This is a genomic window from Mesorhizobium sp. B2-3-11 (genome assembly GCF_006442215.1).
Lineage (GTDB): Bacteria > Pseudomonadota > Alphaproteobacteria > Rhizobiales > Rhizobiaceae > Mesorhizobium > Mesorhizobium salmacidum.
In genome coordinates this window covers 217815-228916 of sequence record NZ_VFVS01000001.1, presented here as the reverse complement: position 1 = coordinate 228916, position 11102 = coordinate 217815, and the positions used below count along the sequence as shown (strand labels likewise).

Here is an 11102-nt window from a genome sequence, read left to right as displayed (position 1 = left end):
GGCAACGTCAGATCCAGTTCGAGAGAACCGTCTCCATCTCGACGGTCTCCACCTGCTGCGCGAACCGTTGGTGATAAACGGTCAGCAGCGCGTCATGCGTTGCGTCGGAAGAACTGCACAGCGCATCCGTAACGAGAACCACGCGATAGCCGAAATCGATCGCTCCGAGCACCGTAGCCAGAACGCACACGTCGGTTTCGCCGCCGGTGATGACCAACGTATCGATGTCGCGTTCGTTCAGAAAAGCCCGGAGGTGACCTTCGAACCAAGGCGAGTATATGTGCTTGTCGATGATGGCCGCTGGCGGGCAGTAAGCGGCTAATGCCGGCAACAGGGCGACCATTTCGGGACCAATATTCTCGATCGCCATCGAGGCCCAGCGCTCATAATAGCGCTTCCATGTACCAACGCCCTGCCCCGGCTTTTGCGCGGGCAGGAAGCGCGTGAAGACGGTCTGTGGCGCTCGTCTTTCGACCAACCTTTCGATATGAGGAAGGACACGGGTGATCCAGGGGGTCGCCCACTGCGACGGCTCGGCAAACAGCTTTTGCATATCGACACAGACATGCATGCACCGATGCCCCAACGGACCATATGCCAAGCCCGACATCGACATCGAAGATAGTCCTATTCCATGACATGCGGGGTGTGCCGTTTGTCCTCCACCGGGTCGACATCGATGCGCGCCTTTTGCGGATCGAAGGTGCCATGACCTGCGATGGCTCGCGCTGCCGTATCGGGCGTCTCGTATGCCCACATGAAGTCATCGGCCGAGCTACCGACGGCATGGACCCGCCAATAGCTCGCGGTTCCCTTGAGCGGTGAGCTGCTTGTGGTGTTGGTCTTTTCGAAAAGCTCGAAATAGATGTCCTCGAAAGGGATAAAGAACGTCGGCTCCTGTCCCTCTTCCCTGACTAGCTTCGCGCGCTCCGTGGCTGCGACCACAGCATCGGAAAATCGCACGGTCACCGTTCCGGCAAACGGCTCTATGGTCAGTGGACGAAAGTCGTGTTCTGACATTGCAACTGAAGTTTGCATCCGAATTCTCCCTGGCTATCGTTTGATCGTCAGACTGCGTTTCGATCCATCAATGAAAACGAAATGCGCGGCGATGCATCAGGTTCCAGCTTGTGCGGTGAAGCCAAATGGACCGCCGAGCCAAGCGATTATCGGCTACCGAAACTGTCGAGAAAGCTCGCCAACAGCCGCGAAACCTCGTGTGAAGCCTCACGTGTCGGGAAGTGCCCGACCGCGTCCAGGACCACTCGTTTGTAGGGCGCCGTGAAATGCTCCTCCAGTCCTTCCGACGATGGGGGCAGTACAACACGGTCGTCGCCACCATGAAGCGTCAAGGTCGGAACCGTGATGATCTTGACCGATGTTTGCCGGCGGGCCAGCTCCGCGTAGCACGGATCGGGCTCCGCCTCACCCCAGCGAACCCGATAGGAATGCAACGTTACGTCCGGCCAATCCGGGTTGTCGAAGGATACGGCCACTTTATCGAAAATGGTGTCGTCGAACCACCCCAACGGGCTCCAGCTGTCCCATTGGAATCTGGCAAATTCCTTGCGGTTCTTTCGCACGAACTCGGCGCCGCGCGCTGTTGCCATGAACCATTGATACCAAAACGCTTTCGCCTGTTCAGGCGCCGGCGTTGCCGGTTTGCCGGGTTGCCAGCCAAGCGATAGCGCAGCGCAGCAACTGATGCGATCGGGAAAGATCGAGGCCAGGAGGTAGGCGATCCGTGCTCCCCAGTCGTGACCGACGATCGCAAAGCGGCTGAGGCCAAGCGCATCGGCAAAGTCCAGCACGTCCTGCGCCATTGCGGCAATTTCGCCGGATCGCATGGTTTCTTTCGACAGGAACGACGTCTGTCCAAAACCTCGCAGCCACGGCGAAAACGTCCGAAAGCCGGCCTCGTGAAGGACCGGCGAAATGCGCGCGTAAGTGGTCGCGTCGTCCGGCCAGCCATGCAGCAGGACGACCGGCGGATCGTCTTGCAGGCCACCATCGAGATAGGCGATGCGCAGCAGTGGCGTATCGCAAAATGAGACAGGGTTCATTTGCTCTCCGGCGCTGTTACCGGCTGGTCGCCGCCAGTCGTCGACTTGGGTCTGGCATCCTGGTCAACCTGCGGATTCTTGTTGATGGCGTCGGTGTTGGCTTTCGTCGGTTCGGTGCTGTCATCACAGGCACCGAGCGCGAGGGCAGCAGCCGACACTAGAAGCGACAAGGATTTCTTCATCGAAACCTCCTCTGGCTGATGTTCGACAACGAGGCTCTGCGAATTTGGTTGCCCGGTTTGCCGCTCGGGCGCCCGCCGATCAGCCATCCGCAAAAAGGGTTGCCGCAACGGCGATTGAGGTCAGGCTCGTCATTGCAAGGAATGCTCTGATGACGTGCGACATCTCCCACATATTCCGGAAATCTCTCCAATCACCATCTTGCTTCCGAGCGAACATCGAGAAAAACGCCACGCCCGATCTCGGCATGGCGACGTCCTGCACCCAGAAATTATTGACGGGGTGTGTGAGCAACCAATAGGTCGCGTGTTGCGCGGCCAGGAAGAATAGCGACGCGAGCGTCCACCAGAAACGAGTACTTGCAGAAGGCGTCAAATAGAGCAGGATGGCGAGCGCGAGGATGCCTCCGATTTCGGCAAAACCGCCGATCGTGAAGCCGGGATAGTAGATCGTCTGCACTGCCTTGTAGGTCGCCTCTTTCAGGCGTATTTTGCCCGGTAGCTCCAACGCATGTGCAAGCGAAAGCGCTGTTGCGATTGCAACCAGCAGGAGCGTGAAAACCATCAAGACGCGCATGCTGTTACTCTTTAACCGTGCCCTTTCGCAATCGGCATAGGGAGACGGTTAGCCGTAGCCGGCAGAACGCAGGGAAGTCATCGTGCAGCCGTTCGGCTATGCCACGAGCACAGGGATTGATCGACAAGACGGGTCAGGTGGGGTCGCACCGCGCGCGGTTGCGAACAGGAGACGATCCTCACCTAAGCCGCCCGGCGCGTCAGAACATGATCCTTTGCCTCAACCAGGTAAGAAACCTGTTGCCGCCAATTGTCGCGCGGACCCGAGCCGCAGCCCACCGCGCTTTCATAGTAGCGCCTACGTGACAATCGCAAACGATGTCATGCAGTTGCCAGTCGTTCAGTTCGAAGAAGCGCTTGGCCTCGCCATAGGTGTCATCCCTTAGACCCGACGCGCGCAGCATCGGGTCTTCGAAGGCAACAGTTATTGCCGACCCTTCGCCGCGTGCCATGGCGCGTGCTTCCGGATGCATGTGTTCGGTGCCTGTAAACGCGCCAAGGCATCGCTCGGGATTCTGATCGAGAAGTTCAGCCCATCGCGCGATGCGCTCATCTCGCGTCATTTCCGTATGTGGCGCCGAGGGTTCAATCCTGGCGACGGCCTGCAGTTGATCGAGTGTCTGGTGTTTCATGGTCAGCTCCTGTCGTGGAGGGAGAAGTGCCCACGCCTTCAAGGGAATTATCGCGCGGCGGTGCTTCGACAAGGGCGCAAAACCGGAGAATTCGGCCCCCACCAAAATGCGGCTGGGCGGATCATAAACGCGCTGACAGCGTTCACCGAATGGAGGGCCTTTCCATAAGCCACTGATCCAGGATCAGGATGCATCCATGCTCATCCAGCCGATCGACTATTTCCTTGCCATCTGGTTCTCTGTTGCCGCTGCCTCCACTCTCTATGTCGGCTTCGACCAGTACCGCAACAATCCCGAACCGGTGGTGATGAAGTGGGGCTTCATCCTGGTGACCCTCTATATGGGCCCAATCGGCCTGCTGCTCTATGTGTTGGCCGACAAGGAACCACGACCGGGCGAGCACGAGGACTTTATACGGCCGCTGTGGAAGCAGGGCGTCGGCTCGACCATTCACTGCGTTGCCGGGGATGCGACAGGCATCATTCTGGCCGCCGTCATCACGGCGATGCTCGGCTTGCCGATGTGGCTCGATCTCGTCGTCGAATATGTCTCCGGCTTCGCCTTCGGCCTGTTCATCTTCCAGTCGCTGTTCATGAAGTCGATGATGGGCGGCACCTATTGGCAGAATGTGCGCAAGAGCTTCCTGCCCGAGTTCATCTCGATGAATTTCATGATGGCAGGAATGGCACCTGTCATGAGCTTCTTGATGATGGGACGTGACATGCGCGCGATGGAGCCGACGGAACTTCTGTTCTGGGGCGTGATGTCGATCGGCGTTATCGCCGGCTTCACGCTCGCCTATCCCGCCAATGTCTGGCTGGTGGCGCGCGGATTGAAGCATGGGCTGATGACGCTGCACCCGCAGACCACCGGAACGAGCAGCCGAGAACCGTCTGCGCACCAACGGCAAGGACGACACCACGACAAAACCTCCCACGGGGCCAAAAGCAGTGGCCACCAGATGAATTCGGACGCTACGACCACGCAGATCGCGGCCCTTGGCCTGGTGTCCTTGATCACGCTGGCGGTCGGCATGGCCGCGCCGGCGAACTGGCTGAACTTGACGCTATCGGCGCGTGACGTCGGTGGGGTGATCATGCCGCAAGGCATGATCATGGATCGCGAAACGCCGGCCGAGGCCATGCGTGACATGGCGGCAACCGATCCGCGTCGGGTGACAGCGTCCTACGATCTCGCTGCCAGAGGCGACCAGGAACTGCCGTTTCGCCTGGAGAACGGCATCAAGGTGTTCGAGCTCAGGCCGTCGGTGATCCGTTGGCAGATATTGCCCGACGTCGCGGTCGATGCCTATGCCTATAACGGACAGATTCCCGGGCCGCGCATCCACATCAGACAGGGCGACAGGGTCCGCATCAATGTCACCAATGACCTACCGGAGGAAACCACGGTGCATTGGCACGGCATGATCCTGCCGAACCAGATGGACGGCCCCGCCGAGATTACTCAGGCGCCGATCGAGCCCGGGCAATCCTATTCCTATGAATTCACCGCCACCCAGCATGGGACCTATTTCTATCATCCGCACGCCAAGCCCGACCGCACCCAGGCGCTCGGCCTCTATGGCGCGCTGATCATCGACCCCTCCAACCCCGCCGATGAGGTTCAGGCCGACCATGACTACGCGCTCGAACTACAGGAATGGCTGGTGCGCGATGGGCTGACCTATCCCTCGATGCCGATGGAAGGCGGCATGCCGAATTTTTTCACCATCAACGGCAGGGCCTATCCCTCAACCGATACGATCCACATGAAGCTCGGCGAGACGCTGAAAGTGCGTTTCATCGGCACCAATAATGGCTTTATCCATCCAATGCATATCCATGGCGGCCCCTTCGAGGTCGTTGCCCGCGATGGCGAAACACTTGCCCCGCCGGCGCGTTTCCTGGCCGATACGATCAACGTTGGGCCGGGGCAACGCTATGACGTCGTCTGGAAGGCGCGACAGCGCGGCAAATGGCTGATCCACTGCCACATTCCGCATCACACGACGAACAACAATGTCGAGGAAAAGGGCGGCGGCGGGTTGATGGTCATCATCGACGTCAGCTAATCGAGACTGAGCCGATAGCCGAACAGGTGCGCTCTGCCGACAGAGGAGCGGTCCCATGGCGACCCGGCACCCCCGCGACAATCCGGAGGTTGCGTTCATCGCATCCTACTTCTTGATAATGTTGCCGTCGCGCAGGTCGAATGCCTCGGCGTCGCGAGCCTGGCGGTAGAAATCGTCCTGCAATTCACCCCATTCGCCGAGAAAAGCACCGCAATTGCTGCAATAAATTGGCGTCGACTCCGTGGCGTCGTCGGGAATGTCCATCTGGATCGTCCCACAAGTCTTGCAATCGAGTTTGTCGTCCAATTTGCGTGCCATTTTCCAATGATCGCGCATTTTCACACAGGAGCCAATTGTCGATTTCGTACAGAGCGGTGCCTGCGATCACCCTCTGCTTCGTTTTGATCCGGTCCAAGATTCGGATCAAGCGATGGCACGTTTCCGTGCGAGCGGCTCAGACGGCAAGCTGACGTCGGTCCGATGTTTTTCGCGTTCAGGGCTTCCGGGCCGGCAGTGGTGGAGAGGGTTGGATTCGAACCAACGTAAGCTAAGCTAACGGATTTACAGTCCGTCCCCTTTAACCACTCGGGCACCTCTCCAATCTGCCGCCGCAGCCATGCAACGAGGCATTCGCGCCAATTTCGGACCCGAGTTGTGTCTTCTCCGAAACCAGCGAAGCGCCTTATGGCGGCAAGGCCAGTGGGTGTCAACCGCGCAGGAAGGGTTTTTCGATGTTGTTCGCCGGCTGCGGCGACAGGGCATATCCTTGGCGGGAGGAGACGGCTATAGAAGCCGGCCATGAGCAACAATTCCAATACCCCGAAAGACACCCACTACGCCAAGCTGCGCCGCGCCTTTCGCGACGAGAAAAGCGGCGGCGCGCCGGCGTTCAAGCCCCGGCAACCCGTGCCACCAGGCGAAAACGCGGCCGACGGGCTGGTGCGGCTCTACGGCCTGCATACGGTGCGTGCGGCACTCGACAATCCGCGCCGCCGGATCAAGAAAATGCTGGTGACGCGCAATGCGGCCGAGCGCCTTGAGATAGCCGATCTCGCCGCCTTGCCCTTCAAGGCGGAACTGGTCGAACCCAGGGACATCGACAAAGTCACCGGCTCGGACGCCGTGCATCAGGGCGTACTGATCGAGGCGGAGCCGCTGAAGCCCAAGCGCCTCGACGCACTCGGCGACGCCAGGCTGGTGCTGGTGCTCGACCAGGTCACCGATCCGCACAATGTCGGCGCCATCCTGCGTTCGGCGGTGGCTTTCGGCGCCGGCGCGTTGATCACCACGGCCCGCCATAGTCCGCAGGAATCCGGCGTGCTGGCAAAATCCGCCTCCGGCGCGCTGGAGCATATCGATCAGATCGAGGTCAAGAACCTCGCCGATGCGCTGGGCCAGTTGCACGAGGCCGGCTTCCAGACCATCGGGCTTGATTCGGACGGGCCGGCGGAACTCGAAATCAGCTTTGCCGGAGACCGGATAGCGCTGGTGCTCGGCGCCGAAGGCAAGGGCCTGCGCCAGAAGACGCGCGAGACCGTGACGACGTTGGCCCGCCTCGACATGCCCGGCGCTATCCGCTCGCTCAACGTGTCGAACGCAGCGGCGGTCAGCCTTTATGCAGCGCGGGCATTTCTGAAGCGCGGCTGACTGGGAGCGGCAAGCCTCTCGCCAGGAACCAAAACGGGTTCCGGCGACGCTTGCCGGAACCCGTTCCTGGGTGAGGACAAAAGGTGACGGCTTGGGAACGTTATGCCGCCCTCTCCCGACCTATGCCGCTTTGCCTTTCACTTCGGCTGGCTCGCCACCGATCTCGAAATTCGCCATCCGCTCCAGCGCCCTCACCAGCGCGGAATGATCTTCCTTCGCGCCGCCATTGGCCGCACAGGAATTGAACAGCTGCTGGGTGGTCGAGGTGTTGGGCAGTGACACACCGAGCGCTTTCGCACCCTCCAGTGCCAGGTTGAGATCCTTCTGGTGCAGTTCGATGCGGAAACCCGGAGCGAAGGTGCGCTTGACCATGCGCTCGCCATGCACTTCGAGGATGCGTGACGCTGCCAGCCCGCCCATCAGCGCCTGCCTGACTTTGGCCGGATCGGCGCCGGCTTTCGATGCAAAAACAAGTGCTTCGGCGACGGCTTCAATGGTTAGCGCGACGACGATCTGGTTGGCGACCTTGGTGGTCTGGCCGACACCGTTCGGCCCGACCAGCGTGATGTTCTTGCCCATCTTTTCGAAAACCGGTTTCGCACGCTCGAAGATCTTTTCGTCGCCGCCGACCATGATGCTGAGGGATGCTGCCTTGGCGCCGACCTCACCGCCCGAAACCGGCGCATCGAGATAGGCGCAACCGAGATCGTTGATCCTTTTTGCGAATTCCTTTGTCTCGATCGGCGAGATCGAACTCATGTCGATGACGAGTTTGCCCTTGGTCAGGCCGGACGCGACGCCGTTCTGGCCGAACAGCACCTCGGCCACCTGTGGGGTATCCGGCACCATGGTGATGATGATCTCGGCGGCCTTGGCCACGGCGGCATGGCCGGCAACCGTCTTCAGGCCCTTGGCAATGAGATCGGCCGGCGGCTTGGAGCGGTGGTCGCTGGCGATGACGCTGTAGCCGGCGTCGAGCAGATGCCCCGCCATAGGCGCGCCCATGATGCCGAGGCCGATAAAGCCGATAATTTCCATTGTTTCTCTCCGTCTCTGTCAGGGCGGCGTGCCGTGGCGCGAAATTCCCACTACGCCGCCGCGCTTCCCCGCCCGGTCAGTTCCCTGAACCAACCCAGTCCGGCTTCCGTCCCCGCCTTCGGCTTGTATTCCGCCCCCACCCAGCCGGAATAGCCAATCCGATCGATATGGTCGTAAAGGAAAGGATAATTGATCTCGCCCGTCCCCGGCTCGTGACGGCCGGGATTGTCCGCAAGCTGGATATGCGCGATGCGGCCGAGGTTTGCCTCGATTTTACGGGCGAGATCCCCCTCCATGATCTGCATGTGATAGATGTCGTATTGCAGGTACAGGTTCTTCGAGCCGACGCGGTCGATCAGGGCCAGCGCCTGGTCGGAATAGTTCAGGAAGAAGCCGGGAATATCGCGCGTATTGATTGGTTCGATCAGCAGCTTGATGCCGGCCTGCTCCAGCTTCTCCGCCGCGAAGGCGAGATTTTCGGCAAAGACATTTCCAAGCGTATCCCGTGCAATGCCCTGCGGCGCGATGCCGGCGAGGCAGTTGACCTGCCCGCAGCCAAGCGCCTGCGCATAGGTGATCGCCTTGGCTATGCCCTGGCGGAATTCCGGCACGCGATCCGGCAGCACGGCGATGCCGCGCTCGCCCTTGGCCCAGTCACCCGCCGGCAGGTTGAACAGCACTTGCGTCAGGTCGTTCTTCTTCAGTCGTGCGGCCACCACATCGGGCGCGTGATCATAAGGGCCGACATATTCGACACCCTTGAAGCCGGCGCGGGCGGCGGCATCGAAACGGTCGAGGAAATCATGCTCGCCAAAGAGCATCGACAGATTGGCTGAAAACCGCAGCATTCTTTTTCTCCCTGGGGCATCGGACCCAAAAGTGGAAACCGGTTTTGGGATAATCCGATGTTCAAACAAAATTAGTCGAGCATCACGATCGCGGTCGGCGCGTCTTCCTGACGTTCGGCAAGGTCCTCGAATTCGGTGATCTTGTCGATCTCGGTGCCCATCGAGATGTTGGTGACCCGTTCGAGAATGAATTCGAGCACGACCGGAACCTGGTGTTCCCTCATCAATCGCTCCGCTTGTTTGAAGGCGCCGGCGAATTCCTCCGGCTTGCGCACCCTGACCGCCTTGCAACCCATCGCCTCGGCGACGGCGACATGGTCGACGCCGTAGCCGGCCTCGGGATCGCCGATACGGTTGATGTTCTCGAAGGCGAGGCTGACCTCATAATCCATCGAGAAACCGCGCTGGGCCTGACGGATCAGGCCGAGATAAGCATTGTTCACGACGACGTGGATGTAGGGCAGCTTGTGCTGCGCGCCGACCGCCAGTTCCTCGATCATGAACTGGAAATCATAGTCGCCCGACAGCGCCACGATGGTGCGGTCTGGATCGGCGGCGCGGACGCCAAGTGCTGCCGGCAGCGTCCAGCCGAGCGGACCGGCCTGGCCGCAATTGATCCAGTTGCGCGGCTTGTAGACATGCAGGAACTGCGCCCCGGCAATCTGCGACAGGCCGATGGTGGTGACATAGGTAACGTCACGGCCGAACGCCTTGTTCATCTCCTCATAGACACGCTGCGGCTTCAGCGGCACCTGGTCGAAATGCGTCTTGCGCTTCATCGTCTTCTTGCGGCCCTGGCATTCCTTGGCCCAGTCCGACCAGTCGCGCAGCTTGCCCGCCGTCTTCCACTCGGTGGCGACGTCGAGCAGCATCTTCAGCGCCGCGCCCGCATCGGAGACGACGCCGAGATCGGGCGCGAAGACACGGCCTATTTGAGTGGGCTCTATGTCGACATGGATGAATTTCCTGCCGTTGGTGTAGACGTCGACCGAGCCGGTGTGGCGGTTGGCCCAGCGGTTGCCGATGCCGAAGACGAAATCGGCTTCCAACATGGTGGCGTTGCCGTAGCGGTGCGAGGTCTGCAGCCCGCACATACCGGCCATCAGCCGGTGGTCGTCGGGGATCGTGCCCCAGCCCATCAGCGTCGGGATCACCGGAACGCCCGTGATCTCGGCAAATTCGATCAGCAGGTCGGAGGCGTCGGCATTGATGATGCCGCCGCCGGCGACGATCAGCGGCTTCTCGGCCGCGTTGAGCATCGCCAGCGCCTTTTCGGCCTGGGCGCGTGTCATCGCGGGCTTGAATGGAGCCAGCGGCTCATAGGCATCGATGTCGAACTCGATCTCGGCCAGCTGGACGTCGACCGGCAGGTCGATCAGCACCGGACCCGGCCGCGACGAGCGCATCAGATGGAACGCCTTCTGCAGCGCCATCGGCACCAGATAGGGCTCCATGACCGTCACCGCCCATTTGGCGACGGGCGCGGCGATGGCGGCGATGTCGACAGCCTGGAAATCCTCCTTGTTGAGGCGCGCGCGCGGCGCCTGTCCGGTGATGCACAGGATCGGAATGGAATCGGCCGCGGCCGAATAGAGCCCGGTGATCATGTCGGTGCCGGCCGGCCCCGAAGTGCCGATACAGAGACCGATATTGCCTGCCTTGGCGCGGGTATAGCCTTCGGCCATATGCGAGGCGCCTTCGACGTGGCGGGCAAGGACATGGCGGATGGTGCCCCTCGCCTTCATCGCCGAATACAGCGGATTGATCGCCGCGCCCGGCACGCCGAAGGCACAGGAAATGCCTTCCTTTTCGAGAACGAGAACAGCGGCATCGACAGCGCGCATCCTTGCCATTTCCAGCCTCCACGAGATGATTGTTGGATGGCTAAGGATGTCACCGGGCCGGCTATTTTTCAATTTTTTCAGAATATTTTTTCATTTTAAGAAAACGATGACTATCCAGTGATTTCATTGACTTTTCTCTTTTCCAGGGATTTGCGCTCGGGAATTCCTGAAAAACTTTTTCATTGCATCTTGGAAGAAACGCCC

The 11102-nt window shown here is 60.3% G+C and carries 12 protein-coding genes and 1 tRNA gene; 2 read left to right on the top strand and 11 right to left on the bottom strand.

Features of this window, described 5'->3' with window-relative positions; genetic code table 11:
* Positions 1-7: 7 nt before the first annotated feature.
* The 6 genes from FJ960_RS01150 to FJ960_RS01125 form a co-directional block, all read right to left on the bottom strand.
* Complete coding sequence (locus FJ960_RS01150) at positions 8-616, bottom strand: isochorismatase family cysteine hydrolase (RefSeq protein ID WP_140508853.1); 609 nt, start codon at positions 614-616, stop codon at positions 8-10.
* Between the two features lie 11 nt (positions 617-627).
* Positions 628-1038 carry a DUF427 domain-containing protein gene (locus FJ960_RS01145; RefSeq protein WP_140711495.1) on the bottom strand — a complete coding sequence of 137 codons (411 nt, stop codon included), beginning with the start codon at positions 1036-1038 and terminating at the stop codon, positions 628-630.
* A 128-nt stretch (positions 1039-1166) separates the two neighbouring features.
* The gene (locus FJ960_RS01140; protein WP_140711494.1) at positions 1167-2063 is read right to left on the bottom strand and encodes an alpha/beta hydrolase; all 897 of its coding nucleotides are present in this window, start codon (positions 2061-2063) and stop codon (positions 1167-1169) included.
* Positions 2060-2245, bottom strand: coding sequence for a hypothetical protein (locus FJ960_RS01135; protein WP_140711493.1), 186 nt, complete (start codon positions 2243-2245; stop codon positions 2060-2062). Before FJ960_RS01135 ends, FJ960_RS01140 begins: the two co-directional genes overlap by 4 nt.
* 79 nt (positions 2246-2324) lie before the next feature.
* Positions 2325-2819, bottom strand: coding sequence for a DUF1772 domain-containing protein (locus FJ960_RS01130; protein ID WP_140508847.1), 495 nt, complete (start codon positions 2817-2819; stop codon positions 2325-2327).
* 199 nt (positions 2820-3018) lie between these two features.
* Positions 3019-3450, bottom strand: coding sequence for a hypothetical protein (locus FJ960_RS01125; RefSeq protein WP_140711492.1), 432 nt, complete (start codon positions 3448-3450; stop codon positions 3019-3021).
* Between the two features lie 196 nt (positions 3451-3646).
* On the opposite strand from FJ960_RS01125, the gene FJ960_RS01120 reads away from it, so the two are divergent.
* Positions 3647-5521, top strand: a complete 1875-nt coding sequence (locus tag FJ960_RS01120) for a DUF4396 domain-containing protein (RefSeq protein WP_140711491.1) — start codon at positions 3647-3649, stop codon at positions 5519-5521.
* A 105-nt stretch (positions 5522-5626) separates the two neighbouring features.
* Here the strand turns inward: FJ960_RS01120 and FJ960_RS01115 are convergent, their stop codons facing one another.
* Positions 5627-5839, bottom strand: a complete 213-nt coding sequence (locus FJ960_RS01115; protein WP_181166063.1) for a hypothetical protein — start codon at positions 5837-5839, stop codon at positions 5627-5629.
* Positions 5840-6035: 196 nt separating this feature from the next.
* A tRNA-Tyr gene (locus FJ960_RS01110) sits at positions 6036-6120 on the bottom strand.
* A gap of 199 nt (positions 6121-6319) precedes the next feature.
* Here FJ960_RS01110 and FJ960_RS01105 point away from each other — a divergent pair.
* Complete coding sequence (locus FJ960_RS01105; RefSeq protein WP_140711490.1) at positions 6320-7168, top strand: RNA methyltransferase; 849 nt, start codon at positions 6320-6322, stop codon at positions 7166-7168.
* A 120-nt stretch (positions 7169-7288) separates the two neighbouring features.
* Here the strand turns inward: FJ960_RS01105 and FJ960_RS01100 are convergent, their stop codons facing one another.
* From FJ960_RS01100 to gcl, 3 genes are all read right to left on the bottom strand, one after another.
* On the bottom strand, positions 7289-8206 hold the full coding sequence (locus FJ960_RS01100; protein WP_140711489.1) for a 2-hydroxy-3-oxopropionate reductase: 918 nt from the start codon (positions 8204-8206) through the stop codon (positions 7289-7291).
* A gap of 50 nt (positions 8207-8256) precedes the next feature.
* The gene (gene hyi / locus FJ960_RS01095) at positions 8257-9054 is read right to left on the bottom strand and encodes a hydroxypyruvate isomerase (RefSeq protein ID WP_140711488.1); all 798 of its coding nucleotides are present in this window, start codon (positions 9052-9054) and stop codon (positions 8257-8259) included.
* Positions 9055-9125: 71 nt separating this feature from the next.
* Entirely contained in the window at positions 9126-10907 is a 1782-nt protein-coding gene (gene gcl / locus FJ960_RS01090; protein WP_140711487.1) for a glyoxylate carboligase, read from the bottom strand.
* Positions 10908-11102: the final 195 nt, after the last annotated feature.

Coding starts and splice junctions, on each gene's coding strand:
- FJ960_RS01150 (WP_140508853.1), bottom strand. CDS start 616: ATGTCGATGTCGGGCTTGGCATATGGTCCGTTGGGGCATCGGTGCATG.
- FJ960_RS01145 (WP_140711495.1), bottom strand. CDS start 1,038: ATGCAAACTTCAGTTGCAATGTCAGAACACGACTTTCGTCCACTGACC.
- FJ960_RS01140 (WP_140711494.1), bottom strand. CDS start 2,063: ATGAACCCTGTCTCATTTTGCGATACGCCACTGCTGCGCATCGCCTAT.
- FJ960_RS01135 (WP_140711493.1), bottom strand. CDS start 2,245: ATGAAGAAATCCTTGTCGCTTCTAGTGTCGGCTGCTGCCCTCGCGCTC.
- FJ960_RS01130 (WP_140508847.1), bottom strand. CDS start 2,819: ATGCGCGTCTTGATGGTTTTCACGCTCCTGCTGGTTGCAATCGCAACA.
- FJ960_RS01125 (WP_140711492.1), bottom strand. CDS start 3,450: ATGAAACACCAGACACTCGATCAACTGCAGGCCGTCGCCAGGATTGAA.
- FJ960_RS01120 (WP_140711491.1), top strand. CDS start 3,647: ATGCTCATCCAGCCGATCGACTATTTCCTTGCCATCTGGTTCTCTGTT.
- FJ960_RS01115 (WP_181166063.1), bottom strand. CDS start 5,839: ATGGCACGCAAATTGGACGACAAACTCGATTGCAAGACTTGTGGGACG.
- FJ960_RS01105 (WP_140711490.1), top strand. CDS start 6,320: ATGAGCAACAATTCCAATACCCCGAAAGACACCCACTACGCCAAGCTG.
- FJ960_RS01100 (WP_140711489.1), bottom strand. CDS start 8,206: ATGGAAATTATCGGCTTTATCGGCCTCGGCATCATGGGCGCGCCTATG.
- hyi (WP_140711488.1), bottom strand. CDS start 9,054: ATGCTGCGGTTTTCAGCCAATCTGTCGATGCTCTTTGGCGAGCATGAT.
- gcl (WP_140711487.1), bottom strand. CDS start 10,907: ATGGCAAGGATGCGCGCTGTCGATGCCGCTGTTCTCGTTCTCGAAAAG.